The 24,984-nt window shown below is 71.2% G+C and carries 25 protein-coding genes; 18 read left to right on the top strand and 7 right to left on the bottom strand.

Annotation, left to right across the window (positions count from 1 at the left end):
- Nucleotides 1–25: 25 nt before the first annotated feature.
- Together A3G1_RS0112525 and A3G1_RS34595 are read left to right on the top strand one after the other, a co-directional pair.
- Nucleotides 26–784 (top strand): hypothetical protein, encoded by a 759-nt coding sequence (locus A3G1_RS0112525; protein WP_157641091.1) that lies wholly within the window; start codon nt 26–28, stop codon nt 782–784.
- A 98-nt stretch (nt 785–882) separates the two neighbouring features.
- Complete coding sequence (locus A3G1_RS34595) at nt 883–2,823, top strand: glycosyl hydrolase (RefSeq protein ID WP_018349818.1); 1,941 nt, start codon at nt 883–885, stop codon at nt 2,821–2,823.
- Here A3G1_RS34595 and A3G1_RS0112515 read toward each other — a convergent pair.
- Nucleotides 2,788–3,402: a ribonuclease FAU-1 family protein gene (locus A3G1_RS0112515; RefSeq protein ID WP_018349817.1), complete on the bottom strand. Its 615-nt coding sequence runs from the start codon at nt 3,400–3,402 to the stop codon at nt 2,788–2,790. The genes A3G1_RS34595 and A3G1_RS0112515 overlap by 36 nt on opposite strands.
- Nucleotides 3,389–4,099, bottom strand: a complete 711-nt coding sequence (locus A3G1_RS34590) for an HAD family hydrolase (protein ID WP_018349816.1) — start codon at nt 4,097–4,099, stop codon at nt 3,389–3,391. The genes A3G1_RS0112515 and A3G1_RS34590 overlap by 14 nt, the downstream gene beginning before the upstream one ends.
- A gap of 167 nt (nt 4,100–4,266) precedes the next feature.
- On the opposite strand from A3G1_RS34590, the gene A3G1_RS0112505 reads away from it, so the two are divergent.
- From A3G1_RS0112505 to A3G1_RS0112455, 12 genes are all read left to right on the top strand, one after another.
- Nucleotides 4,267–5,778, top strand: a complete 1,512-nt coding sequence (locus A3G1_RS0112505) for an alkaline phosphatase D family protein (protein ID WP_018349815.1) — start codon at nt 4,267–4,269, stop codon at nt 5,776–5,778.
- A complete protein-coding gene (locus tag A3G1_RS0112500) occupies nt 5,775–6,992 on the top strand; it encodes a hypothetical protein (protein WP_018349814.1) in 1,218 nt (405 codons plus the stop codon). Before A3G1_RS0112505 ends, A3G1_RS0112500 begins: the two co-directional genes overlap by 4 nt.
- 163 nt (nt 6,993–7,155) lie before the next feature.
- Entirely contained in the window at nt 7,156–7,692 is a 537-nt protein-coding gene (locus tag A3G1_RS0112495; protein ID WP_018349813.1) for an RNA polymerase sigma factor, read from the top strand.
- Nucleotides 7,689–7,925: a hypothetical protein gene (locus tag A3G1_RS0112490; protein ID WP_018349812.1), complete on the top strand. Its 237-nt coding sequence runs from the start codon at nt 7,689–7,691 to the stop codon at nt 7,923–7,925. Before A3G1_RS0112495 ends, A3G1_RS0112490 begins: the two co-directional genes overlap by 4 nt.
- Before the next feature lie 77 nt (nt 7,926–8,002).
- Nucleotides 8,003–8,917, top strand: coding sequence for a phytanoyl-CoA dioxygenase family protein (locus A3G1_RS0112485; RefSeq protein ID WP_169437570.1), 915 nt, complete (start codon nt 8,003–8,005; stop codon nt 8,915–8,917).
- Between the two features lie 53 nt (nt 8,918–8,970).
- Nucleotides 8,971–9,633, top strand: coding sequence for an SMI1/KNR4 family protein (locus A3G1_RS0112480; protein WP_157641090.1), 663 nt, complete (start codon nt 8,971–8,973; stop codon nt 9,631–9,633).
- Between the two features lie 44 nt (nt 9,634–9,677).
- Complete coding sequence (locus A3G1_RS42320; RefSeq protein WP_157641098.1) at nt 9,678–9,800, top strand: dienelactone hydrolase family protein; 123 nt, start codon at nt 9,678–9,680, stop codon at nt 9,798–9,800.
- A gap of 126 nt (nt 9,801–9,926) precedes the next feature.
- Entirely contained in the window at nt 9,927–11,063 is a 1,137-nt protein-coding gene (locus A3G1_RS34585; RefSeq protein WP_018349809.1) for a caspase family protein, read from the top strand.
- Nucleotides 11,060–12,880 (top strand): SCO2524 family protein, encoded by a 1,821-nt coding sequence (locus A3G1_RS0112470; RefSeq protein WP_018349808.1) that lies wholly within the window; start codon nt 11,060–11,062, stop codon nt 12,878–12,880. The genes A3G1_RS34585 and A3G1_RS0112470 overlap by 4 nt, the downstream gene beginning before the upstream one ends.
- A gap of 1 nt (nt 12,881) precedes the next feature.
- Nucleotides 12,882–13,796 (top strand): SCO2523 family variant P-loop protein, encoded by a 915-nt coding sequence (locus A3G1_RS0112465; protein ID WP_026212080.1) that lies wholly within the window; start codon nt 12,882–12,884, stop codon nt 13,794–13,796.
- 105 nt (nt 13,797–13,901) lie between these two features.
- Nucleotides 13,902–14,393 carry a hypothetical protein gene (locus A3G1_RS38485; protein WP_018349806.1) on the top strand — a complete coding sequence of 164 codons (492 nt, stop codon included), beginning with the start codon at nt 13,902–13,904 and terminating at the stop codon, nt 14,391–14,393.
- The gene (locus A3G1_RS0112455; RefSeq protein ID WP_018349805.1) at nt 14,390–17,296 is read left to right on the top strand and encodes a M48 family metalloprotease; all 2,907 of its coding nucleotides are present in this window, start codon (nt 14,390–14,392) and stop codon (nt 17,294–17,296) included. Before A3G1_RS38485 ends, A3G1_RS0112455 begins: the two co-directional genes overlap by 4 nt.
- A 100-nt stretch (nt 17,297–17,396) precedes the next feature.
- On the opposite strand, the gene A3G1_RS41140 is transcribed toward A3G1_RS0112455, so the two are convergent.
- Nucleotides 17,397–17,549: a hypothetical protein gene (locus A3G1_RS41140; protein ID WP_018349804.1), complete on the bottom strand. Its 153-nt coding sequence runs from the start codon at nt 17,547–17,549 to the stop codon at nt 17,397–17,399.
- Nucleotides 17,550–17,744: 195 nt separating this feature from the next.
- On the opposite strand from A3G1_RS41140, the gene A3G1_RS34575 reads away from it, so the two are divergent.
- A complete protein-coding gene (locus tag A3G1_RS34575; protein WP_018349803.1) occupies nt 17,745–18,329 on the top strand; it encodes a TIGR03086 family metal-binding protein in 585 nt (194 codons plus the stop codon).
- Between the two features lie 13 nt (nt 18,330–18,342).
- Here A3G1_RS34575 and A3G1_RS0112440 read toward each other — a convergent pair whose 3' ends face one another.
- Nucleotides 18,343–18,903: a GNAT family N-acetyltransferase gene (locus A3G1_RS0112440; protein WP_018349802.1), complete on the bottom strand. Its 561-nt coding sequence runs from the start codon at nt 18,901–18,903 to the stop codon at nt 18,343–18,345.
- Nucleotides 18,904–19,057: 154 nt separating this feature from the next.
- Between A3G1_RS0112440 and A3G1_RS0112435 the strand changes: the two genes are divergently transcribed.
- A complete protein-coding gene (locus tag A3G1_RS0112435) occupies nt 19,058–20,275 on the top strand; it encodes a trypsin-like serine peptidase (RefSeq protein WP_018349801.1) in 1,218 nt (405 codons plus the stop codon).
- Nucleotides 20,276–20,299: 24 nt separating this feature from the next.
- Here A3G1_RS0112435 and A3G1_RS0112430 read toward each other — a convergent pair whose 3' ends face one another.
- Entirely contained in the window at nt 20,300–20,908 is a 609-nt protein-coding gene (locus tag A3G1_RS0112430; RefSeq protein WP_018349800.1) for a pyridoxamine 5'-phosphate oxidase family protein, read from the bottom strand.
- 222 nt (nt 20,909–21,130) lie between these two features.
- On the opposite strand from A3G1_RS0112430, the gene A3G1_RS0112425 reads away from it, so the two are divergent.
- Entirely contained in the window at nt 21,131–21,367 is a 237-nt protein-coding gene (locus A3G1_RS0112425; protein ID WP_018349799.1) for a DUF6289 family protein, read from the top strand.
- 52 nt (nt 21,368–21,419) lie between these two features.
- Here the strand turns inward: A3G1_RS0112425 and A3G1_RS0112420 are convergent, their stop codons facing one another.
- The gene (locus A3G1_RS0112420; protein ID WP_018349798.1) at nt 21,420–22,157 is read right to left on the bottom strand and encodes a hypothetical protein; all 738 of its coding nucleotides are present in this window, start codon (nt 22,155–22,157) and stop codon (nt 21,420–21,422) included.
- Nucleotides 22,158–22,269: 112 nt separating this feature from the next.
- Nucleotides 22,270–23,241: a LysR family transcriptional regulator gene (locus A3G1_RS34570; RefSeq protein WP_083936897.1), complete on the bottom strand. Its 972-nt coding sequence runs from the start codon at nt 23,239–23,241 to the stop codon at nt 22,270–22,272.
- 101 nt (nt 23,242–23,342) lie between these two features.
- On the opposite strand from A3G1_RS34570, the gene A3G1_RS0112410 reads away from it, so the two are divergent.
- Nucleotides 23,343–24,977 (top strand): transthyretin-like family protein, encoded by a 1,635-nt coding sequence (locus A3G1_RS0112410; protein ID WP_083936896.1) that lies wholly within the window; start codon nt 23,343–23,345, stop codon nt 24,975–24,977.
- The last annotated feature ends 7 nt before the right edge of the window (nt 24,978–24,984 follow it).

Below are 24,984 nucleotides of genomic sequence, written 5' to 3'. Positions count from 1 at the left end.
CAGGCTGGAAATGGAGGGGATGGCGATGGCCAGCCGGGAGCACGGCCCGGGCGGCCCACCGGGTCAGCCGGCCCTGGTGCGCCCGGAGCAGGTGCGGGCGCACGTGCCCGACCTGCCCGGCTGGCCGCAGTCGGCGTCCGCGCTGCTCGGCTGGCTCCGGGAACGCATCACCCAGGAGCAGCTGCTGGCCATCGCAGGCATGGACCCGTTCGGCGCACCCGGGCACCTCCGGATCCTCACCGCGATCTGGAAGTCGGGGCGGGTGCCCCGGATGCTGGAGTTCGAGCCGGGCGAGGCACTGCGGCTGTACCAGTGGCCGCCCCGCGCGAACGCCGATCCTCTCGCCCTCGCCTTCTGCTGCACCCTGCTGTGTATCAGCCCTTCCGTCTACGACGACGGCGACAACGCCAGCTACGCCGCCCCGCTGGCCGCGAGCTGCCTGGCCCTCGGCGGCGAGGCTCCGGTGCTGGCCGAGCAGCTGATGGCCTGGCGCGGCCCCGACCCCGTCGCGCTGCTGGCACTGGCCGTGCTGCGTACCGCCACCGACCCCGGCGACCCCCGCCTGCCCAGCCTGCTGCGGACCCTGGCCGGCGCAGCCGCCGAACCGGAGACCCTGCCCTGGCAGCTGCGGACCCGGCTGGCCGCCGCGATGACCGGAGGGCACCGGCGCGACTGGCGGGACCTGGTGACGGCATATCTTGAGCCACGGCGCGCGGCCAGCCCGGACATCGACCGGCTGCTGACGGGGCTGCGCGCCCAGTCCCGCCAGAAGCGGGGACAGTGACGTGCAGTGGCCGGCACAGCGGAATTGATGTGATCATGGGCCCGGTTCTGTCCCCGTGATCCAGGAGCGCGCCTGTGCCATCCCGCCTCATAACCCGGATGCTGCTCGCAGCCGGAGTACTACTGTCCATTGTGGTGGTTCCCGCCGGCCCGGTACCGGCAGCCGAAGGCCGGGCCCCGCTGAGCCCCGGGGCGCAGTCCGTTCTGGACTGGCTGGGCGCGCTGCCCGCCCGGGCCGGTAACCGGGTGCTGTCCGGCCAGTTCGGCGGGTACAGCGGCAACACGTTCGGGCTGGGGCAGGCCGGCCAGCTGCACGCGATGACCGGGCAGCGGCCGGGGCTGCTGGCCTGCGACTACGCCTCGTTCGGGCCAGGTACCGGCATCGACTACTCCTGCAACGCCGGCCTGGAGACCTGGAGCAGGGACGGCGGGCTGGTCTCCGTCAGCGTGCACCTGCCCAGTCCCGACCCGGCGGGCGGGCTCAACACCCGCCTTGAGGGCTTCGGCACGATCACCGATCCGCTGTCCCCGCTCGGCAGCCGGTGGCACGCGAGCCTCGGCCAGGTCGCGGCCGGTCTGGCCGGCCTGAAGGCAGCAGGCGTGCCGGTGCTGTTCCGCCCGTTCCACGAGATGAACGGCGGGTCGTTCTGGTGGAGCGGGCAGGATCCGGCCGAGTTCACGCGGGTCTGGCGGTACCTGACCGGGTACATGGCGGCACGGGGCCTCGACAACCTGATCTGGGTGTACGCACCGGACGCCGGCTGGGGCAACCGGGCCACCTACTACCCCGGCGGGGCGTACGCCGATGTCGTGGGCGTGTCCGCCTACAGCGACAACCCCTCCGGCGTGCAGGGCTACGAGGAGCTGCTGGCGCTGGGCAAGCCGTTCGGCTTCACCGAGATCGGGCCGCGCACGACTCCGGAAGGCACCGCGACCGGCACGTTCGACTACGGGCTGTGGGCTGCGGCGCTACACGAGCGGTTCCCGCAGGCGGCGTTCTTCCAGACCTGGGACGACAAGTGGAGCCCGCAGCGCAACCAGGGCGCGGCGGCACTGTTCGCCGACCCGTGGCTCGTCAACCGCGGCGAGATCAGCCTGAGCGCCCGGACAGCAGCGACCGGCAATCGGCCATCCGGCCCCTCGACCGTCCTCAGCGGATTCGAGGGCGGGGCGGAAGGCTGGCGCGGGTACAAGGTGAAGAACGGGCCGTGGCCGGTCACCGAGTGGGCAGCGCAGGGCAGCCGGTCGTTCAAGGCCGACGTGGACCTGGCCGTCACCGAGAACTACCTCAGCACCGGCCCCCTCGACCTGCGCGGCCGGACAGCCCTGTCCGTGTTCGCGCGCACCGCGCCGTGGGGCGGCCACCGCACCGGCACGACCGCGAAGCTGTACATCAGGACGGCCGCTGTGGACTGGCGCGACAACGGGAGCACCACGGTCGGGCCGGACGGCGCGGAACTGCGGCTCGACCTCAGCGGCATCCCGGACCTCGGGGCGGTACGGGAGGTGGGCGTGCGGTTCGAGAACGCGGCCGGGGCAACGGGTCAGTCGGCAGTCTACGTGGACCACCTCACCGGGTACGGGGAGCCGAAGGTTGTCGCCGGGTTCGAGGGCGGCAGTGCGGCTGGCTGGTACGGGATCGGAGTCAGCGGCGGGCCATGGGCGCTCACCGAGTGGGCGGCGCAGGGCGGCTACGGGCTCAAGTCCAACGTCGATCTCGGACGGGGCGAGAGCGGGCTGGCGACGAGGGTGCCGGCGGACCTGCGCGGGTACACCTCTCTGAGTGTCGTGGCCCGCGTCGCGCCGTGGGGTGACCATGCGGCCGGGACCACCGCGAAGCTCTATGTGAAAACCGGAGCCGGCGAGGTGTGGCGCGACGCGGGACGCACGCTCGTGACGTCAGCGGGCGTCACGCTGAGCGTGAACCTCACCGGGCTGCCCGGCCTGGAGGACGTGCGGGAGCTGGGAGTCTACTTCCAGCCAGCGCCCGGAGCCTCCGGCGGCTCATCGACCTATCTGGACGCCGTCAACGCCTGGTGACGGCAGGTCCCACCACGGGGGCATCCGCAGCGGCCCCCAGGCGGGATCCGGCTCGAAGTCCTGCCAGGTCCCGTCGAAGGGGAACGCGCCACTGGCCGCCAGCGCCACCATGCGCTCCCCCTCGGCGCGGATCGCCGCCGCTGACCGGTCGTCCCAGTACAGCGGGCGGCCGGTCAGCGACTCGAACTCGGCCTCGTCCTTCCACTCCCACGACCCGCCGGGCGCGATCAGCACGTCGAGAGCCTGGTCCATGCCGTCGATGCCGTAACCCTGGTCGTGCCAGCGCACGGCCGGAGTCTCCAGATTCACGTACCAGCCGAGAAACTCCCCCGCCTCGTCCCACCGCCACCACACGGCGCAGGCGGCACCGGGCGGCACGAGCATCAGGGACTTCGGCGCGTGCCACGTCACGACCGTCAGCCCGTCCGGGCCCAGCCGGACAGCTTCCGAGCCGTCCGGTACCGACACGAGCAGCCCGCGTTCGTCGTCGCTGACCACGAGCCCGCACTCGACCTGGTTGATCCGCCCGTCCGGCAGCAGTCCCCGCCGGACGACGACCTCACCCTCACGAAACCGCAAGGTCAAGCACCCCCTGGCTGGCGGTGGCGATCGGCACGACGCCCGGCAGGCCGTCGACGCGCAGGCCGGTCCACGTCGCGACGTCGGCGCGCTCGGTGTCGAAGGTGTTGGAAAGGTCCACTGTGACCAGTACCGGGGTCAGGCCCAGGGCTGCCGCGCCGGTCAGCTCGTGATCGCTGCCGTCGCCGACGTAGAGGAGCTCGGCGGGCGGGAGATCAAGGCCATCGATGGCGTGCTGGTAGATGGCCGGGGCCGGCTTGGCTGTCCCGAGTTCGCAGCTGAACGCCGTGACCTCGAAGAACTCGGCCATCGGGGTCTGCGTCCACAGGCCGGGCGCGTCGGGGCCGCAGTTGGTCACGAGGGCCAGGCGCAGGCCGGCGGCGCGCAGGGCCGTGAGGGTCTCGATCGCGCCCGGTACCGGGACGAGGGCCGCGCGCAGGAACTCCGTCATCCGGGCCACCGCCGCCGCGACCTGATCGGGCGTGGCCCCGGGAGCCGCCTCGGTCACGTAGTCACCGACCTCGCGGTATCCCCCGGTGATCCGGTCGAGGTACTTGGCGTGGATGACGCCGGAGAGCGTCGCGGCCGGGACGCCGAGCATCGCTGCGGCTTCGGCAGCCGCGGCCTCGTGCTCGCGGGCCGGGAAGGGCGGGACGAGGGTACCGAACAGGTCGAAGACTGCGCCGCGGTAAGCCATTCCCGAGCCTAACGCACGGGCGGGCGCAAGATCACACCGCCTAAGAGCGTCCTAGGTTGCTAGTGCGATCTCAATCAGCCTCTAGCTGGGGCACGGCAGGCGAAAGCGAGCTGAATATCGCGTACGGGACCTGGTTCCGGTACCCGGCAAGGAGTAGAACTCACGCCATGTCCTCAGTGAACAGACGTACGCTCATTCTCGGCGGGCTCGCCGGGGCCGGCGCGACTGTGCTGACCTCCGGTACCGCGCACGCGATCGGCTACCCCTTCACCCTCGGCGTCGCTTCCGGCGACCCGGCTCCCGACGGTTTCGTCCTCTGGACCAGGCTGGCACCCAGTCCCCTGAACGCCGACGGGCTGGGCGGCATGTCCAGCGCCGGCGTCACAGTGGAATGGCAGGTCGCCAGCGACGAGTACTTCACCTCTCTCGTGCGGACCGGCAGCGTCACCGCTGTCCAGGCCAGCGCGCACACCGTCCACGTCGAGGTGGCGGGGCTCCAGCCCGGCCGCGAGTACTACTACCGGTTCAGGGCCGCAGGGCACATCTCGCAGACCGGGCGGTCACGGACGACGCCAGCGGCCGGGACCAGCCCCGCGTTCACCATGCTGTTCGCGAGCTGCTCGCACTACGAGGCCGGCTACTTCACCGCGTACCGCCGGATGGCCGAGGAGCGCCCCGACGTCATCCTCCACCTGGGTGACTACATCTACGAGGGGACAGCGTCCACCACGAACGTGCGCAAGCACGCGCCGGTCAGCGAGATCACGGCGCTCGCCGACTACCGGGTGCGGCACGCCCAGTACAAAACAGATATTGATCTTCAGGCGGCGCACGCGGCCGCGCCGTGGCTGGTGGTCTGGGACGACCACGAGGTGGAGAACAACTACGCGAATCTGGTCCGGGGCGACACCAGCCCGGCCGGGGACTTCCGCGCCAGGCGCGCTGCCGCCTACAAGGCCTACTGGGAGCACATGCCGCTACGGGCGTCGTCCATCCCGGTGAACGAGAACATGCAGTTGTACCGGAGGGTGAGGTGGGGCAGCCTCGCCACCTTCCACATGCTCGACACGCGGCAGTACCGCGACGACCAGGCGTGCGGCGACGGCACCAAGGTGTGCGCGGCGGCCGGCGACCCGGCCCGCAGCCTGACCGGGGCAGCGCAGGAGTCCTGGCTGCTCGACGGGCTCGGTCAGCGCCTCGGCACGTGGGACATTCTCGGCCAGCAGGTCTTCTTCGCCCAGAAGCTCGCGAGCGCCGACGGCGCGAAGAGCATGGACGCGTGGGACGGTTACACAGCCAGCCGTGACCGCATCCAGCGCGGCTGGGACGCCCGGGGCAACACGAGCACCGTCGTGCTGACCGGTGACGTGCACCGCTCGTGGGCGAGCGACCTGATGCTCGACTACAGCACCCAGAACAAGATCATTGGCACGGAACTGGTCACGACCTCCGTGACCTCCGGCGGCGACGGCAACGCCGCCGACACCGGCCTGAGCAGCCTGAACCCGCACGTGAAGTTCTTCAAGAACCTGCGTGGCTACGTCAGGGTCCATGTGGACTCCACCCGGATGCTGGCCGACTTCCGGGTCGTCGACAAGGTGACTGTCCGCGACTATCCCGTGCGGACGATCCAGAGCTACGCGATCGAGGCCGGCAACCCCGGGCTGGTGACGCCATGAGGAAGCTGACCCTTCTCGCGGGCGTCGCGGGGCTCGCGATCCTCGCCGTGCCCGGTACCGCGCACGCCGACGGCACGACCCCGGCCGACATCACGTGGACCGTGGCGAACAGCGTGGCGACCGGCGACCAGGACAACGCGGCGCTGGCCGCGACCCGGACCGGGTACACGGCCGTGGTGTGGGAGGACGACCGGGACAGCACCAGCCCCGGAGATCCCGTGCACAGCGAGGTGTTCCTGCGGCTGTACAAGGACCGCGCCCCGCTGTGGGAGAAGAAGCTGTCGGCCGGTGGCACGGGCAGCTGGCGGCACGTCCAGCCCGACGTCGCCCTCCGCGAGGACGGCACGGCGGTCGTGGTGTGGGCGGAGGATCCGGACGGCAACGGCGTCTACAACATCACCGTGCGGACGGTGAGCGCCGCCGGTACGGTCACCGGCTCGGCGACGGCGAACGCGAGCTCGGCCGGGCAGCAGCTCAACCCGGCTGTCGCCGCCGACCCGGACGGAAGCGGGTTCGCTGTCGTGTGGGAGGACAAGCAGACGGCGACGGCACCGACTGTCCGGGTCGCCGGGTTCTCGACGGTCACGACGAAGACGTACGAGGCTCAGGTGCACGCCAGCGGCGGCACGCACCAGCGGCCTGACGTCGCGATGGGAGCGGCAGGCAATGCGATCGTCGCGTGGGACGAGGACGGCGACGGCAACGCGTTCTTCAACATCGGGCTGAAGATCCTGACCCCGGGCGGAGGCGTGAAACTCGCCCAGGGCGTCGCGAACAGCAACGGCGGCGGGCAGCAGCGGCACCCGTCCGCCGCCGCGAACGCGAACGGGGACTTCGTGGTCGCGTGGGAGACCGACCACACCGGGACGCCACAGAACGCGGCACGGTCGTTCACGGCTGCCGGTACGGCCAGGTCGGCCGACGTCCTGCTGCCGGGCTCGGATCCGCAGGCCGGGATCGACGACCAGGGCTACGCGGTCGTCTCCTGGACGGCGGCCTCGGACGTGCACGCCCAGGGCCTCAACCCGGACGGCACGGTCACGGGACGGCTCCTCGTCCTCCGGCTCAACGCCACCGCCACGGGCCGCCAGGACGAGCCGGCCCTCGCGGTGTCGCCGTGGGGAGAGATCGTGTCGGCTTTCACCGACGACCAGGACAGCAACGGCTTCGACCAGGTTTACCTGGGCACGGGACTCGTCAACACCGTCTGGTGACCGGCCTGAATCCTTTTCCGGGGTCGCGTCCTCCTATTCCCGTGCCGGCGATACGGTCGGCGGAACCGGAGGGGGATCAAGATGTGGTGGATCGTTGCCGCGGTGGCAGGCGCGCTGGCTGTCTGCACGTGCGTGGTGCTGGTACGGCGGCGGAGCCAGTCCCGTGGCTGACGGCTGGCCAGGCGCGGTACTCGTAGCCGCGGCTCAGCGAGGCGAGGCCGACTCGATCGCGGCCCTGGTCTCCGGCTCGCACCCGCACGTCCGCCGGTTCGCGTACTCGCTGTGCGCGACGCCGGAGGACGCCGAGGACGCGGCCCAGGAAGCGCTGATCACGCTGTACCGCAAGATCGGGACACTCCGGGCGACCGGGGCGCTGGCGTCGTGGATGTTCCGCATCGTCCGCAACGAGTGCCTGCGTCACCTGCGCCGGGCGGTCCGCGTCGACGCTGTGGAGGAACCGGCGCTCGACCCGGCGCACTCCGCGGAGGACGAGGTGATCGAACGGCTCGAAGCGGCCAGGGTCGCCGACGCTATCGCCGCGCTCCCGGCCGACCAGCGCCGCGTGCTCATCATGCGTGACGTGCAGGGCCTGCCCGGGAGCGTGGTCGCCGAGACGATGGGCCTGAGTACCGCCGCGATGAAGTCACGGCTGCACCGGGCCAGGGCCGCGGTCAGGACATCCCTGGCGGAGGGCCTGTGAGAGGCCACCTGATCCGGGGCGCACTGGCCCTGGCCGCGCTGACCGGCGCGGTCGTCATGGCCTGGGTGTGGTGGCCGGCCACCATCCTCCTGATCGCTCTCGGCATGCTCGCGCTGCGCGGTTGCCCAGCCTGCTGGGTGATGCGCCTCGTCGAGCTGGTGTCCCTGCGCCGGCTGCAGCGGAGCTGCGACGACGGGGTGTGCCGGCTCGAACGGCCGGCACACTCTGGTTGAAGTCAGCCGGGCATCGCCCGGCTGACTTCAGCGCTATTCGGTTGCGGGGCGTGAGTTCACTGGGGACGATGCGCATCATGAATTTCGATGACGCGGCGCGTACCTGGCTCGACCAGGGCTTCGTGGTTCTCCCCGGTCTCATCCCAGCGGAGGAACTCCAGCCGGCCCTGAGCGAGCTGGGCCTGATGTTCCCGTCCGCCGAGGGCTTCCACGACGAGACGGACCCGAGGCGCGAGCGCTTCCTCGCAGACGAGTTCGACGGCATCGACGCTTTTCCCTTCGCCAGCACGGAACTCAGCCTGCTCGCCGTGCACCCCCGGCTGATCGCCCTCGCCGGGGCGCTGCTCGGGGACGACGACGTGCACATCCACACCGCCGAGGCGTGGGCGAAGTACACGGGAGCCTGCGAGTACGACCAGGACATGCACCGCGACTACCTGAACTACACGCTCGCTGTGCCGAGCTCGGCCCCCGAGTACCGGCAGCTGGAGATGTTCGTCTACCTCGCCGACGTCACCGTGGAACTCGGCGCGCCCCGGCTCGTGCCACGCTCGGTGACCGAGGGCATGCCGGCAGTGCCCAACTGGCATCTCCGGCCGGGGCTCGACGGCGAGGGCCGCTTCCTCGACACGAGCGGGAGCCCGCACCTGTACGAGGCCGAGGTGGCAGCCACGGGCCCGGCCGGCACGGTCGTCGCGTTCGAGGCGGGCACCTTCCACCGGGGCACCGCGCTGACCGCACCGCGCGGGGCCCGGTACAGCATGCACCTCGGCTACCAGCGCGACGGCATCCGCTGGGGCCAGCGGCGCGGCTGGGCCAGCTGCAGCTACGAGGACAACTGGACCAGCTTCGTGGAGCGCGCCACCCCGCGTCAGCTCCAGGCGTTCGGCTTCCCGCCGCCCGGCCACCCGTACTGGACCCCGGAGACCCTGGCGGGCACGGCACTGCGCTACCCGGGCCTCGACCTGACGCCTTGGCGGAACGCCAGCTGACGGTCCACTATGGAGTCGTCTGGTCGGGCGCCGGTGGAGGATGGGTATTGGACGTGACCAAGGAGATCCGGGCCGCGCTGGCGGCGCTGCGGCAGGCGGAGTCGGCCGGTGTCGTCGAGCTCTCCGCCACCGGCCCCGCGCCGGCCAGCGCCATCAGCGCGCGGGAGTCCGGTCTCGAACCATATTTCGGCACGGTGACCTGGACGGTACCCCCGAGCTACCGCGCCTTCCTCACCCTCCACAACGGACTGCGGTGCGGCCGGACAGTCGACGTGAATGGCACTGGTGTCGATTACGAGTTCGACATCGCCGACGAGGTGGCGCTCGTTGAACTCACTGCGGACCTGGTTCACCTGCCCGGACACGTGAGCCGTGGCGATGGCCGCTATCTGTCCACGAATCATCTGGTCGGGTTCGCCGGGGCCGGGTACGAGGCGGTGTGGTGTTTCGACGTCACGCAGCCGGGCGGGGACGGGGAGTATCCCGTGTACTACGACCACCAGGACGACTACGAGGGCCGTGCGCGGTACGCCGGCAGTGGTGAGTGGGAGTTCCCGGAGTCCGCGACGCCGGACTTCCCGTCGTTCGCCGCGTGGTTCACGACGATGGCGGGCGCGTTTGCTGCCGCCGAGCCACCGGTGTGGATCCCGGGCCTGGGCTCGCCGGGGCTCCGGTTCGGCGAGCGCGGCGGAACGGCGGCCGGAGCGGACGGCTGACCCGGGCGGTGACCAGCCGGGAAGCCCTGTAATACGAGCAAAACCTGTGTAACGATCCCGACGCCGGCCACGCGTTCTTCAACGACGCAGGTGCCCGGTACAACCCGACGGCTGCGGCTGCGGCGTACGAGAAGCTGATGACCTGGTACGGGCAGTATCTGGCTTGATCCGTTCTGGGCCGCGGCAGCACCGGGCGCCGATGTTTGACGATGGTCCCGGGGGTGTTCACACTGGTGAATGCGCTGTCCACAACGGAGCGGGGTGAAGGCATTGACCATGGGCGAACCACGCCGGTGACAGCCCGGCTGCCGGAGCCTCAGGCCAGCCGCGCGATCCTGGTCGGCGCAGCCCGCTTCGCTCGGGCCGGGCTGCCGGACCTGCCGTCGGTCAGCCACAACCTGGCTGACCTGGCAGCGGCGCTGACCTCCGAGGCGGATGGCATCCTCCCGCCGGATCGCTGCCACGTCGTCGAAGATCCCGCGTTACCGCACGAGCTCGGCCTGACGCTGTCACAGCTGGCCCCGGCCACGGAAGACACCCTGATCGTGTACTTCTCCGGGCACGGCCTCCTCGACTCGCAGGGCGAGCTGCACCTGGCCACGGCCGGCACCGATCCCGACCCCGGGCGGATCCGCTACACCGCCTTCCCGTACGACTGGCTGCGCCGTGAACTCGCCGACGCACCGGCCCGTAACCGCATCGTCGTCCTGGACTGCTGTTTCTCCGGCCGTGCGACGCAGGCGATGTCCAGCCCCGCCGCGCTGGTCGCCGGGCAGCTGCCGATCAGCGGCACGTACACCCTGGCGTCGGCTCCGGGAACCTCGACGGCTGCCGCCCCGGTTGGCATGCGGCACACCGCGTTCACCGGGGAGCTGCTGGCGCTTCTCCGCTCAGGAGTGCCCGGCGCACCGGAACTGCTCACGCTCAAGGAACTCCACGATCAGCTGCTGGTCCGCCTGACCGCGAAAGGCCTGCCCAAGCCGCAGTCCCTCAACAGCGGGACGGCCGACCGGCTCGCGCTCGGCCGCAACCGGGCCTACCGCCCGCCCCAGCCGGTCGAGCCGCCGCCCGTCGCCGGGGATCCGGCGCGCATGACAGGGACGTACATGTGCACCGGGCCGGCCGGCGCGCAGTTCCTGCGGTTCCTGCGGTCGGGTGAGGTGCTGTGGCTGGCGAGCTTCGCGCCGCCCGCTGAGGTGGCGCGGTGGCTGAGGCCTGGCGCTGCCGGGCTGCTGACCGGCACGTACCAGCTGTCGGGTGACTCGGTCCGGTGCACTGTGGACGGACCGGCTGGCATTGTGCAGTACACCGGCTCGCTCGCGGAGGGCCGGCGTACCCTCCGGCTGACGACACAGGATCACCTGGGCCAGCTGTCTGCCGCCGCCCTCTGGAAACTCGTCCCAGCGACGGAGAAGGACGGTAACCGGTGAGAATCCAGCCTCGCCAGAACCTGCTGCAGATCTGGCAGTCCGTCAGCCAGGCGAGCATGACCGACGGCACCTGGACCTGGGGCGGAGACGCAATCAGCGACGCCCAGCAGCTCCTGTGCCTCCTGGCGCCCTCCACCGAGATGCAGGCTTTCCGGCTCAGCAACCCCGACCTGACCCAGGACGAGGTGCTCGGCAAGCTCCGGGTGCTCGGGGACGCGATCGAGATACCGCACCTGCTGGTCAGGCTGTCCAGCGACTACCTGCGCCGGTACGCGGCACCGGACGGCACCCCGGAGTTCACCGGCAACGCCCAGCTGCGGTCGGCCGGCGGAGGTGAGCCCAGCCCCGGGCAGCGCGGCATGGACCTGACCGAGTCCTACGCGGTCTCCGTGGCCCTGACCCTCGCGATCCTCGACTTCGCCCGCGACTTCCGCCAGGCCGTCCGGCGCACGGACCTGCGGTCGGAACTCGAAGTACTGTCCAGCCTGGCCAGCGACCGCCTGACCGCCGCACTGGTGGGCCTGTTACGCAGCTACGCCGTCAATGTCTTCAACGCCGACGACGAGTTCGGCCAGAACCTGTGCGCGATGCTCAACCAGCACGGGGAGCCCGACCGCCTGTTCGTCGAGGGGCTCCGCCGGGCACTGGTGCAGCCCGCCGCGGCGCTCCGGGACATCACGATCGGCTCCGGCCCGCCGGTCGACCTGACATCGACCAGCATGCTGTTCGAGTGCGGCTGGACCTGGGGAGTGTGCCACGAGGCGCCCGAGGTCGAGACCTGGACCTCGATCCGGCAGCCGGAGGGGTACGCCGAGCCCGTTCCGGACCTGTACTTCACGGCCATAGCGCTCGACGCCATCGTCGTGCTGTTCTCCGAGCGCATCCAGCTACTCGGCCTGCTCAACGACGACCAGCAGCGGCTGGCCCGGGCACTGCAGACCCGGTGGGAGGTGACCCACTCCTACTGGTCGACGATCGCCTCCCACGGCCGGATGCGCTGGCCGCTGGAGGACGTCCCCTGGCGGACGACCGACAACGTGGAGTCCGACTACTTCACCCTGCTGGTCGCGTCGACCGTCACGCACGACCTGCGCCGCAGCCGGGCCTCCGACGTGGACATCGCCCGGGTGGGCCGGGTCCTCGACGACCTGGCCCGGCGGTCGAGGATCACACAGCGGGCGACCGGCGACGATCCGGCGCTCGCCCTGCACAGCCCGGGGCTGACCGTCCCCCTGGAAACTCTCTGGCCCCACGACGGCCCCGACCTGTCGTGGACTGTCACCGACATGGCTTCCCGGCTGCTCCTGGAGAGCCTCCGGCTGGCCGGACTGGTCAGCGAGCCCGGGCTGCGCTCGGAAACACTCCAGCTGGCCGACCGCATCTGGGACCACCTCACGGAGCGCCGGATCGCCTCCGGTGCCGGAGCTGGCCTGTGGGACCAGCCGGGCAGGGTCTTCCCGCAGCTGGAAGTCGAGTTCACCGGGCCGTCCTGGGCGCATACGTACCGGGTGGTGCAGTGCCTTATCGCCGCCTCCCAGGCCATCACCGGCAACCCGGTGACCAGCCCCCGGCTGGCCGACTACGCCGCCGACCTGCTGAGCGAGGCCGAGCACGTCTTCGACTGCGAGGTACTGGCCGGCGGATCTGAGGGGCCCGCCGCCGCCCGTCAGGTACTCGAGGCGGCCCGGGTCACGCTGCGCCGGGCCCGTGACGTGCTCGCCTACCGTCCGGGCACGGCGGCCGGGCTGGCCATCTCCGTCCTGCGTGACCTCGACGGCTGGGCAGCGGCCCGCGAGGACCTGGGCGGAGGGTACTGACGTGCTGTTGTTCGCGGCCTCGGACAAGGGTGGCACCGGCCGGTCGATCACCTGCGTGAACATCGCCTACCAGTGCGCGCTGCGGGGCATGGACGTCTGCTACGCCGACTTCGACTTCGGCTCGCCGACGGCCGGGGCACTGTTCAGCATCGCCGCCGCCACCCGAGGCACCGGCACCGGCGGCCTGCACAGCTACCTGCGGGGGAACATCGCCACGCCCGCCCGCCTGGACGTGTGGACCGAGTCGGAGCAGCCGGCGCTGCGGACCCGGCCTGCGAGCGCGGGGAGGCTGACGCTGGTACCGGGAGACCGGGACGGCTTCGAGTTCCCCATCGACCACGAGGTGGAGCGGCACTGCGTGCAGCTCCTGCTGCGCCTGCTGGACGAGCACGACCTCGTCGTCGTGGACCTCAGCGCCGGCCGGTCCTTCGCGATGGAGCTCGCGCTCCGCGTCACCGCCGGCCCGGAGCTGCGCGACGTACTGACCCGCTGGCTGGTGTTCCATCGCTGGACCCGGCAGCACATCCTCGCGGCCCACGGCCTCGTCTACAGCCGTAACGGCCTGCTGGACTACGCCAAGCAGCTCGGCCACCGCGACCTGGACACGCACGCTGTCCGGTTCGTGCGCACAGCTGTCATCGACCCCCGCTCCGACACCCTCGCGAACCTGCGGGGCGAGCAGCTCGCCTGGCTGCGGCGGTGCGAGCAGGACCTCCAGGAACTGGCCAGCCAGCTGGGTGCCGGGCGAACCCTCGTCGCGGGGACCATCCCGCTGGACCCGGTCCTGCAGTGGCGTGAGCAGGTGCTCACCGACAACGACCTGTACCTCACCAGGATCGCCAACCCCGAAACGATCAGCGCTTTCCAGGACCTCGCCCGCAGGGTCGCCGACTCGGCGGACTGGCAGCAGCTGTAGGTCGCGTTTGCCGGTATGGCGCTCGTCGTGGCGATGTGGTCGAATCCGATGTAGACACTGCCGATCACAGTCGATGGCTCGGTACCACGGGAAACGGGGGTAGGCATGGCCACGGAACGTGCGGGCTATCCGGTGGAGGCGGGTCCGCGCCTCTTCGACGTCGTCCGGGATGTCGTGGCGGAAGCCGCGCCCGCCGAGCTGCCGTTACTGGAGGCGCTGGGCGGCCTGGACGACGAGGAGATCGGCCGCGTACTGCTCCGCCGGTCGAAGGGTGAGGACCCGCTGGGCTTCGGCGCGGGCGAGATCGCCGTGCTGGTGGCGCCGGTCGTGTGGGGAGCCGTGCAGTACGTGGCGAACCAGGCCGCCGGCCGGGCGGCGGAACGCCTCGGTACCCGGGCGCGCGCGGTGCTGCGCCGGGTGCTGAAACGGCCGGCTGCCGCGCCACTGCCCCGGTTCGGTGACGAGGAGCTGCGCGCGGTCCACGCCAGGGTGGTCGAGTCGGCGCTGCGGGCAGGCATGAAGCGGGCCAGGGCCGAGCAGCTCGCCGACAGCGTGGTCGGCCGGCTCGCGATCACCGGCGAGCAGAGCGGGGAATGATCCCGGCCGGGCCCGAGCCGGCGCTGGTACCGGCCGGCCCGGGCCTCGACGAGCGGGTCCTCAGCGCGGGGACGACGCAGCGGTTCGCCCTGCTGCTCGTCCTGTTCGTCGCGGTGACGGCTGGCGCGGCCCATGTCCTCGCGGGTCAGCTGGCCGGCGGGAACAGCGCGGCCCGGGCCGGCCTGACCCTCGCGGCGACCGTGGCCGTCGCGGCCTGCGCTGTCGCCGTCTACTACAGGCTGCCGCGCTGGAAGGCCACACGAGCCCGGTTCGTGCCGCTCGCCAGGATCACGGACGGCGGCCAGCTCAGCCGCGAGGTGGACGAGCTGGTGAAGCTGAGCGGGCTTCCCGTGGTGCCGGAGTTCGTCGTGGATCCGGCGGCCGCTGGGGTCGGCGCGCTCGTCTTCGGTACCGGCAAGCAGCCCGTCGTGTGCCTCAACGCGGGCCTCCTGGTGACCAGGGCGGCGCATCCCGGACGGTTCCGTGCGATCGTCCTGCACGAACTCGCGCACGTGCACAACGGTGACGTCGGGATCACCTACGCGACCGTGGCGCTGTGGCGGGTCCTGATCGCCTGCGTTCTCGTACCGGAACTGCTGGTGATCGCCGCCGGATGGGCCACGGGAGGCGTGGTGCCCGTGCGGTGGCTGATCGCCCATCTGCTGCTGGTACCGCTGGTGTATCTCACGCGCGCCGACATTCTCCGGGCCCGTGAGCTGTACGCGGACCGGACCGCCGCGCGTCTCGGCCGGCTGCGTCCCGGCGCGCTGCTACCTGGCACGTCAGCGGCCCGCCCGCCGCACCGGCTGGCCGGGCTGGCCGAGGTGTGGCGCACGCATCCCTCGTGGCGGATGAGAGCCCGGTCGCTCGTCGAGCCGGACGCGCTGTTCGCCGTCAGCGGGGCGCGGCTGCTCGTCACGGGCCTGACCGCCGGCATGGCTACCACCCAGCTGGCCGCGCCGTTCGAGGCGTCGGGCCCGTGGGTGCGGATGGCGCAGTACCTGCTGATCGCTGGCCTGGTGGCCGGGATCGGCGGCGTGGCGCTGTGGCGGTCCACTGTGCACGCTGTGCTGACCGGGCGGCGGGTGCCGTCCGGCTGGGTGGCGGGGATCTGGCTCGGTTCCGGTGTGGCCGCCGGGCAGGCGGCGCACGGCCTGGACATCAGCCGGCTCCGGATCAGCCAGGTGTGCGCGCTCGCGTTCCTCGTCGTCGTCACGGGGCTGCTGATGGCGTGGACCACGCAGTTCGCCGAGCTCCGCGTCCGTACGTATCGCGGCGAGTCCCTCAACACCGCGATGGCGGGCGGGCTCGTGCCGCCGGCGCTGGCGCTCGCGTTCGTCCTGCTGTGGTGGAACGCGGACGCGTGGATCGAAGGCTGGTCGTTCTCCGCTGACGAGGCGCTTACTGGCGCGCGGCTGCCCGCGTCGGGCGCGCCGTTCCTGCTCCGGTTCACGGCGACGCTGACGGCGCTGCCCGGCAGCGATCTGAGCCTGGCTGGGCTGTGGTGGGCGGTACCGCTGCTGTGGCTGGCCCCGCTCCAGCTGTGGCTGTCCCGGCTCCCCCGGGACTCGGCCCGGCTGGGTGAGGCCGCCCGGCGGGCCGCCGAGCGGTACCCGCTGCTGTGGCTGCTGCTGGTCGGGCTGGTGTTCGCCGCGTACTGCTGCGGCACGTTGTGGCTGGTCAACTCAGGCCCCGCCGGGTACCTGGGGCTGGTACTGCTCGGCTGGCTGGCGGCTGTCGCCCTGTGGCGGTACCGCAGGGCTGTGGTGTCCCGCCGTTCCTGGCTGGACGATGCCCGGCCAGCGTCACCCCCGTTGCGGTCCGGCGCTCCGCCGCTGAGACGCGTGCTGCTGGTCGGCGCCGGCTGCGGGGTACTGTCCTGGGCTGGCCTGCTGGCCGCGCCCGAGGCGGTGGCGAGCGCGCACGCCCTGGGCAGCTGGCAGGTCAACGGCATCGCAGCCCTCGGCTGGGTCGTGATCGTCACCGGCGTGGCCACCGCCCTCAGCGCCACTGTGGCCGGCTGCTCGCCCCGGGATCGGTACCCCGTCCTCACCAGCTTCATCGCGGCAGGGCTCACCGCCACGATCGGTGTCGCGGGGCAGCTGGTCAAAGGCGTGCTCGACGGCTGCCTCGGCCCGCTGAACGAGCTGACGGCACAGTGCGGATGGCATCCCGCGCGGTTCCTGCCGGTGGCCGAGTACGCCTACGGCTATGTCGCTGGCCCGGTGCTGGTGCTCGCCGCGCTGCTCGGGGCGGCAGCCAGTGCGTGCGCGCGGGCTGTGCGGAAGCATCGCGGTACACCTGAAGATCTTGAATCTGTGCTCGCGCAGCGCAGGGCGGGCACAGCGCTGGTCAACACCCTGGCGGTGTGCCTGCTGGGCGGCACGACTCTCCATCAGACGCTCACGATGGAAGCACCGCTCCCCCGGCCGACGCTGCTCTACGCCTACCAGGTCCACCCCACGGCGATCCTCGACAAAGGACTGTCCCCCGACGCCGACTGGATGCGCCACACCGCGGACATCTTCCGCAGGATCGCCAGCGCCTATCGGGATCTCGCCGCCGCCGAGGAGGCCACAGACTTCGCTCTCGTACGCGCGCCGCTCCAGCGCGCGTGCGCCGCCCTCACCGACATCGGCCTCAACGCCGAGCCGATCGGCAGGCTCTACCAGCCAGCGCTCGCCGCCGAAGCCGACCGGCACTGGGCACGGTTCGCCAGCGGCGTGCGGCAGACAGCCGCTCACTGTCCCGGTCTGCTCGCCGCCACCACCACAGCAGAGGTCCGTACCCGGATAGACGCGCTGAAGGGCGGCCTCGGCCCAGTCGCGAAGGCCGCGTGGGAGGTCTGCGACTGGGGCCGGCGGCGGGCCGGCCGGAGCGACCAGTGCCCCAAGCCCCCGTGAGCCGGACCCAGCGGGCTCCTGACCGCGGACAGCACCGTGCCCGCCGGACAGATTCCGGCGGGCACGGTCGATTGCCAGTGGCCTTCGTGCCACCGCGGCGTCAGTACCAGCGCCCGCCGCCGTACGGGGACTTGACGAAGCCACCGAGATTCAGGACCAGGCCGACTATGACCAGGATGACCCCCAGCCACAGCAGGATACTGATCCCGGCAAGCCACCCGATGAGGGCCAGAATCACCCCAAGGACAACCATCCTGTTCGCCCCCTGACGTTAGCCCCCGTCCCGGTTACTGCGACTCTCTCCAGATACCCGCCGGCCGGGCAGCGCAAACCGGCGGCGCGGCCGGGGGCGAGCGGGTTCCTCGGAGAATTTCCTGAGCGCTGCGATGAGTTCCGGGCCGTCCGCGAGTCTGCCTAGGTAAAGCAACCGTGTGACGAGGAGCAGCTGATGACTGACATGGACAGCAACCCCATCGCCCTGCTGGAGCGTGCGCTGGACCAGGCCGGCGACCTGATCTCCCGGATCCGGCCGGAGCAGGCGTCGCTGCCCACCCCCTGCCGGTCCTGGGATGTGCGGGCGCTGGTGAACCACGTGGTCGACGAGGTGGGCCAGTTCGCGGTGGTCGCCAGCGGCGGCACGCGCCACCATCTCGGCACCGACCTGATCGGCGACGACTGGGCAGCCGCCTACCGGGTGGCCGCCGCCGGGCTGCTGGCCGCGTGGCAGCAGCCGGGGGCGCTGTCGCGGCCACACCGGCTGCCGTTCGGGGACATGCCCGCCTCGTGGGCGGCCGGCCAGCACATCGCCGAGCTGGTGATCCACTCCTGGGACATCGCCAGGGCCACCGGCCAGCCCGCCGACCTCGACCCGGAGCTGGGCGAGCTGGCGCTGCGGTGGGGCCACGAAAACCTCAAGCCCGAGCACCGCGCGGACGAGGCGGCAGGCGGCCACGTCGCCCCCGCCGTGGAGATCCCCGCAGACGCGCCGCTGTACGACCGGGTCGCGGCGTTCGGAGGCCGCGACCCGCGGTGACGTGCGGCAGGTTTCAGTCCAGGCCGGCGGGGCGGGGTACGGCCATCTCCAGTTCGGACTGTTCCGGGTCGCCCTCGAACGGGACGGTCGCACCGGTGAGGCGGAAGCCCATCTTGGCGTACAGGCCCTGTGCCCGGGTGTTGTGCTCGTGCACGAACAGCCTGACCTGCTCGACGCGCGGCTCGGCGAGCCCGAAGGCCCAGGCCAGCGCGGCGGCGAACAGCTCACCGGCCAGGCCGGTACCCCGGTGGTCCGGCCGGACGTAGACGCCGACGATGTGCGCCTGGTCGACCTTCGGCGTGTCACCGAACGTCTCCTCGTCCCCGGCCCGCTCCACGAACGCGGTCACCACCCCGGCCCAGGTCCCGTCCTCGTCCACCGCGACGCACTGCGTCATCGTCTCGCCGGCCGCCGCACGGGCCGTGCGATCCCGCCATTGCTCGTCGGGCCGGGTCAGGGCGTTGTCGTAGGTGTCGAGGAAGGCGATGGCGGCGATCGGGTCACGCAGCGCGTCGAGCCGGAACGCCCTGGCGGCGGCCCACTCGTCCGCCCGTACCCCGCGAACTGTCAGCATGCCGCCCATCCTCCCAGCAGGCGGAAGCGGAGCGAAAACGATATAGACATCGACACCTGCCATTCCCATACGTTTCCTTGACTCTGCGCGTTCAGGTGCGGGACAGTCGCCAGCACTCAATGTTCACCACCTCTCCAATCCTGGGAGGAACCCCATGAAACTGAGCCGGATCCTGGCAGCGGTGACCCTCGCCGCAGCCCTCGGCGGCTGGGCCACCGGTCCCGCCGCCGCGGCCATCCCTGCCTCGCCATCCGCGCCCGCCCCCGACACCGCCCCGGAGCCCCAGGCCCGCATGATCGGCGAGGAACTGACCGCCAGCGTGGCCGTGCTGTACACCTCGGACCGCCAGTCACGGCAGGAGATCCGCCATCCCGGCGCCGCCTACGTGAAGGTCCACTTCAGCCAGCTGCGCCTCGCGCCCGGCGACTACGTGACCGTGTCGAACCCGGCGGGCACCGAGGTGCACACCTATCACGGCAAGCGCACCGACGGCGACGCCGACCACACCCAGCACGGCCGGGCCGGGTTCGGGGCGATGTCGATCGACGGTGACGTCGCGGTGATCACGCTGCACGCGACCGGCAAGCGCTCCGCGGACCAGCTCACCAAGCGCGGCTACGGCGCCTTCACCGACGGCTACTGGCGCGGGTACTCCGAAGAGGAGATCATCGCCAACAACCCGTCGCCGCGCAGCGTGTGCGCGACCGACGCGCGCCGCAACGTCGTCTGCTACCAGACCAGCTTCCCGACCGAGTACTCCCGCTCACGGGCGGTCGCGAAGCTGCTGATCGGCGGCGGCGGTTCCTGCACCACGTGGCGGGTCGGCAGCACGAACCGGCTGCTGACCAACAAGCACTGCTTCTCCACGCAGGCGCAGGTCGCCAGCAGCGAGGTCCAGTTCAACTACCAGTGCACGACGTGCACCGGCACGACGGCCGGCGCCGGCACCAAGGTGAGCGGCTCGACCCTGATCAAGGTCTCGCCCGGCAGCTCCAGCCAGCTCGACTACACCCTGTACTCCGTGAACAACTTCGCCAACATCGGCAGCTTCGGCTACCTGGTGCTGGAGACCACCGCGTCGGCGACCGGCCAGCGGATCTACATCCCCGGCCACGGCGACGGCTCCCCCAAGCGGCTGTCCATCTACGAGGACACCCAGGGCGGCACGCAGTGCACGATCAAGAACGCGAACATCAACACCTACAACATCTCGTACTCGTGTGACACGTCCGGCGGCAACTCCGGCTCACCGGTGCTGAACGCGAACCACAAGGTCGTCGCGCTGCACCACCTCGGCGGCTGCCCGAACAACCAGGGCGCGAAGATTCACCTGATCTACAACGACATCAAGAACGACATCGTCAACAGCTGAGCGGGTACGCCCGGTTCCGCGTCGTCAGGCAGTGGCGCGGAGCCGGGCGTTCTCTCGTTCGAGGTCAGCGATCCGGTCGTGGAGCTGGGTGATCGTTTCCCGGACCGCGTCCACCGGGTACAGGGCCGGGATGTGCTGGGGGCAGTTCCAGTCGTAGGCCTCGACGTCGATCACGATCGCGCGTTCCGCTGTGGCCTTGTAGCCGGGGACGGTCAGCTCGGACAGCAGCCCGGCATCGCCTTCGACGGCGCGCGCCCGGCCCAGGATCTTCAGCCGGGAGCGCCGGGCGTAGTCCATCAGGAACAGGGAGACGCGCGGGTCGTGGCCGAGGTTGCCGGTGGAGATGTACTGCCGGTTGCCCCGGAAGTCCGCGAAGCCGAGCGTCGCGTCGTCCAGGACCTTGAGGAATCCGGGCGGGCCGCCCCGGTGCTGGATGTACGGCCAGCCGGTCTCGGACACCGTGCCCAGGTAGAAGCTCTCGCGCTCGCCGATGAACCACCGCTCGTCCGGCCCGAGCCGGTCGGCGGCCTGCGGGCCTTCCAGCATCCGCCGGTAGGCGCGGTCGCTGCCGTGGGCCTGCTGCTGCGCCTGGACACCGGGTGTGAACGCGAGCTGCGCGAACCTGCTGGTCATGGCCTTCTCTCCATCACGGATGCCGCCTGGTGCACTCACTGTCTAATGTGCTTGCTCGATATCAAGGCATTAGGAGAGTGGATCATTCCTCGGGGTGTGCCAGGTCACTGGAGCCGGCCAGGAGGCGATGGTCGCGCGCCGGGGCGGCCGTTCAGGCGATGCCGGCGGCATGCGACGCGGCCATAGAGTTCTGTCAATTGCTTGTTACCTGAGGAGCTTGACGTGAAGAGAAGGGTAACCATCGGCGCGCTCGCCGTCGCCGCTCTGATCGCCGTTGTGGTGCCGGCCGTTCCGGCCCAGGCCCGGGCCTGCCGGATCGACCACTTCTGCACCACGGCCTGGTACAGCGACTCGTCATACACCAACCACATCGGCGGCATGTACGAGGAGTGCGACGGCTCCGTCTACACCTGGGGCCAGCGCACCGGGTATGTCGTCTTCCGGGAGTCACCCTGCTGATCCGCGGACGGCCCGGCCCTCCACAAGGGACCCGGGCCGTCCGGCTGCCGGCTCAGCGGTGCCGCATCCAGACGTTCGGCTCGCGGTAGACGCCCGTGTCGGCTTCCCGGTCGACGTGCAGTACTGACAGCCCGTCGGGGATCACGTAGTCGCCGGAGCCGGGCAGCGCCAGGCCGGTCCAGCTCTCCCACTCGGAGACGGTACCGGTCATGACCTGGCTGTCCGGGGCTGGTGCGAGGATCGTCGCGCCCATCCGCTCGTGCGTCCGCAGCCACGGGTCGAACGGCAGGCCGTCTGGCCGCCGCCACGTGGCGTACTCCTCGATCGGGGTCAGCGGATACGTGCTCTTCCTCGTCGGCCGGACCGGGGCGATCACCCGCTCCCAGCCGCGCGAGACGGCCAGGTCGCGCAACGCCGCCACCACGGCGCTGGCCCAGCCCTTGCCCTGCTCGTCGGCACGGACCATCCCGCCCATCACCACGAACGTGTCCGGGACCACGCCGGCCTCGTGCCCTTCGACCGAGCGGCCCAGCGCGCCGGTGTACCCGGACGGCAGGTCACTGATCGTGCCGTCCCAGCGCAGCGGTACTCCCCAGCCGGCGCCGACCACCCGGTCGCCGTCGAGCAGGAAGCAGTCGAGATCGCCGAAGTACTCGGCCCGCCGCGCGACGTAGGGCTTGACGCCGAGGTCGTGGAAGACGAACTCGGGCCAGTGCTCGGTGAACAGCTCCGCGAAGATCTTCTCTGCGTCGAGTTCGCTGGTGGGTACCAGCCGGATGTCGGCGGTCATCTCGCGGTGTTCCTATCGTCGGGCTGGCAGGTACGCGGAGGACCTCCTCCCCCGTGACGCTGGGTGATCCTGCCAGAATCCCGCCCGTGGCGCAGTCCCGGAGCTGAGCGGCTCACCCCGCCACTCCGGGACCGGGTCCGGCGACTGAGCTGACCGTGGTTCCCGTGCCGGTGTCGTCCCGCCAGGTGGCGTAGGCGGGGCAGGACAAAGCTGTGGTCTCGTACGCGGCGCGGGCCAGTTCGGTCAGCAGGGGCACGTGGCCGGCCAGCGGGCCGGTCTCCCGCCACGCGAGCAGGTGCCGCATCCACAGTGGATCGCCGGTCAGTGGCCGGACGGCGATGCCCGGGGTCGGGGCGAAGGTCGGCTGGACCAGTGAGACAGCCTGACCTGCCGAGATCAGCCGCCGTTGCAGGTGCGTCTCCGTGATCTGGTGCCGGGCCTGCGGTTCGAAGCCGTTGCGCCGGCACTCGGCGAGGAAGTACTCCGGCCAGCCGGTACCGTCGGGCGGCTGCACGATCCACGCCTCCCCTGCCAGGTCAGCCAGCCGGATGCTCGGCCCGGCGGCCAGCCGGTGCCCGCTGTGCACGGCGGCGAAGACCGGCTCGACGACCAGGGTGCTGTGCTCGACACCGGGCGCGGGCCCGACCTCGTGCCCCGGATAGTCGCCCAGCAGTGCCGCGTCGAGCCGCCCGGTGCAGACCAGGTCGAACAGGAGCCGCGTCGAGTACTCGGTACGCACCGCGATCCCCGGCGCCACCGTGTCCAGCCCGGTCAGCAGGCCGGCGAGCATGCAGCTCTCGATACCACCGAGGCGGGCGCTGCCCGGTACCGGCTGCGCCGCGGTCAGGTCGTCGATGCTGGCCAGCGCGCCCCGCACCCGCCCGAGCACGAACTCGCCGAACGGGGTCGGGCTGGCACCGGCCCGGCCGCGTTCGAAGACGGGGGCGCCGAGCATGCGCTCGATCCGGTGGAGCTGCGCGGTGAGGGCCGGCTGGGACAGGCCGAGCGTGACGGCTGCCCGGGTCAGGCTGCCGTGCCGGGCGATCGCCGCGAGCACTCTAAGGTGTCGAACCTCAAGCCTCATGCACGATCACGGTAGTCCTGTGCGGACACAGCCTGAACCCTTTGAGTGTTATGGATTTCCGGGAGTATGCCGGGCCGTGCTCACCCTGTGACCATCTGCGCATGAGACCCCTCACGCTCGGGCCGGTGCTCGCCGGCCTGTTCGCAGCGCTCCTGCCCGCCCCTGCCCCCGCGTCGGCGGCCCCGGCCCAGTGCGCGGTACTGCCCGCAGCACACCGGTCCGCCGCCGACACCTGGAACACCGGCTGCCTGCGGATCACGCTGAACATGGCCAGCGCCCCGGCGGTCGGCGCGTCGTCCACACTCGACATCACGGTCGAGTCCACCGCCGACCGGCAGGCCGCCATCGCGGTCGAGCTGCCGGGCAACCTGGCGTGGGCGGCGCAGCCCGCCGGGCTCACCGTCGCCACGCGCGCCTCCGCCGCACCCGAGGACCGGGGCCGGGTCGTGGCCGCCCGGGCGGACCGGGCCGTCCGCGCGGGGCAGCCGCTGCGGTTCCGGGGCACGGTGACGGCGCTGGCTGCCGGTACCGGGCAGATCAGGGCCTCGGCCACCGCGCTGCCCGACGTCAGCTCGGACGACATCTTCCTCACGATCAGTGACGGGTCGGCCAGCTTCGGAATGTCCAGTGTGGATACCGGAACGGCAGAGGTGCCGTCTCCTGGCTTGTCAGCGCTCGCGTTCAAGCCCGCCGGTCCGGCGCAGTCGCCCCCGGCTCCGCCCAGCGCGACGACCTGCGCGACCGGGACCTGGGGCTACGTCGACCACAACGGGACTGCGCGGGCGAGCGGCAACGCCACGGCAGCTGTGTACGACCGGGATGCCAGCGGCGGTGACGACCTGCTCGCGACCGGGCTCACGGACGGGGCCGGCGCCTTCCGGCTCTGCTTCGACAACGCCGACGAGGAGGGCGGCGGGCAGGACATCTACGTGCGGATCAGTACTGACAACGCGCACTGGGCCGTCCAGCGCACTTCCAACACGACCGTGTTCTCCTTCGACACGCAGGTCTACGCGAACGTGGCCACCGGCAGCACCACCAGTACCGGCAGCCGCCAGCCGTCCGACCCGGCCCTCATGCGCGGAGTCGAGGCCTTCGACCAGGTCGCCGCCGGCTGGAACTGGACGCCGGGTTCCTGCTGGGACGCCCGCGACACCACCTGCCACAAGGGCCTGCTGAAGTGGGCCCCCGACTCCACCGACGGCACGTACTACTCGCTCCAGCAGGACGCCGTGCACCTGGCCGCCGACGACCCCAAGGCCCCGAACCTGGTCCTGCACGAGTGGGGTCACTACATGATGGACGACGTGTACGAGGACGACTTCCCCCGCGCGCCCAAGTGCAGCCCGCACTACATCCCGCGTACCAGCTCGACGGGCTGCGCGTGGACGGAGGGCTTCGCGACGTGGTTCGCCGTCGCCGTGCTCGACGATCCCTACTTCCGCTGGCCGAACGGCGCCTCGCTGAACGTGGAGGACCCGACCTGGGGCACCGCCAACTGGGACAACGGTGACCGGGTCGAGGGCCGGGTACTCGGCTCGCTGCTCGACCTGGTGGACAGCACGAACGAGGGCACAGACCAGTGCTCGGAGCCGGAGACCGGGCCGGTGTGGACGACGTTCCTCGGGCACGTGTCCAACACGTTCTCGCAGTACTGGCAGCACCGGGGCCATGACGGCTTCGACGTCGGGGCCGTGCCGCTGGCCTGCCTCTACCAGAACACCATCGACTACTGACCTGACC

Source organism: Longispora albida DSM 44784, from assembly GCF_000379825.1.
Lineage (GTDB): Bacteria > Actinomycetota > Actinomycetes > Mycobacteriales > Micromonosporaceae > Longispora > Longispora albida.
This window is presented reverse-complemented; position numbering and strand designations above follow the sequence as displayed.

What these genes read in the sequence shown, in the direction of transcription:
- A3G1_RS0112525 (WP_157641091.1), top strand. Translation starts at nt 26, where the DNA reads ATGGCCAGCCGGGAGCACGGCCCGGGCGGCCCACCGGGTCAGCCGGCC.
- A3G1_RS34595 (WP_018349818.1), top strand. Translation starts at nt 883, where the DNA reads ATGCTGCTCGCAGCCGGAGTACTACTGTCCATTGTGGTGGTTCCCGCC.
- A3G1_RS34590 (WP_018349816.1), bottom strand. Translation starts at nt 4,099, where the DNA reads ATGGCTTACCGCGGCGCAGTCTTCGACCTGTTCGGTACCCTCGTCCCG.
- A3G1_RS0112505 (WP_018349815.1), top strand. Translation starts at nt 4,267, where the DNA reads ATGTCCTCAGTGAACAGACGTACGCTCATTCTCGGCGGGCTCGCCGGG.
- A3G1_RS0112500 (WP_018349814.1), top strand. Translation starts at nt 5,775, where the DNA reads ATGAGGAAGCTGACCCTTCTCGCGGGCGTCGCGGGGCTCGCGATCCTC.
- A3G1_RS0112485 (WP_169437570.1), top strand. Translation starts at nt 8,003, where the DNA reads ATGAATTTCGATGACGCGGCGCGTACCTGGCTCGACCAGGGCTTCGTG.
- A3G1_RS38485 (WP_018349806.1), top strand. Translation starts at nt 13,902, where the DNA reads ATGGCCACGGAACGTGCGGGCTATCCGGTGGAGGCGGGTCCGCGCCTC.
- A3G1_RS0112455 (WP_018349805.1), top strand. Translation starts at nt 14,390, where the DNA reads ATGATCCCGGCCGGGCCCGAGCCGGCGCTGGTACCGGCCGGCCCGGGC.
- A3G1_RS41140 (WP_018349804.1), bottom strand. Translation starts at nt 17,549, where the DNA reads ATGGTTGTCCTTGGGGTGATTCTGGCCCTCATCGGGTGGCTTGCCGGG.
- A3G1_RS34575 (WP_018349803.1), top strand. Translation starts at nt 17,745, where the DNA reads ATGACTGACATGGACAGCAACCCCATCGCCCTGCTGGAGCGTGCGCTG.
- A3G1_RS0112440 (WP_018349802.1), bottom strand. Translation starts at nt 18,903, where the DNA reads ATGCTGACAGTTCGCGGGGTACGGGCGGACGAGTGGGCCGCCGCCAGG.
- A3G1_RS0112435 (WP_018349801.1), top strand. Translation starts at nt 19,058, where the DNA reads ATGAAACTGAGCCGGATCCTGGCAGCGGTGACCCTCGCCGCAGCCCTC.
- A3G1_RS0112430 (WP_018349800.1), bottom strand. Translation starts at nt 20,908, where the DNA reads ATGACCAGCAGGTTCGCGCAGCTCGCGTTCACACCCGGTGTCCAGGCG.
- A3G1_RS0112420 (WP_018349798.1), bottom strand. Translation starts at nt 22,157, where the DNA reads ATGACCGCCGACATCCGGCTGGTACCCACCAGCGAACTCGACGCAGAG.
- A3G1_RS34570 (WP_083936897.1), bottom strand. Translation starts at nt 23,241, where the DNA reads ATGAGGCTTGAGGTTCGACACCTTAGAGTGCTCGCGGCGATCGCCCGG.
- A3G1_RS0112410 (WP_083936896.1), top strand. Translation starts at nt 23,343, where the DNA reads ATGAGACCCCTCACGCTCGGGCCGGTGCTCGCCGGCCTGTTCGCAGCG.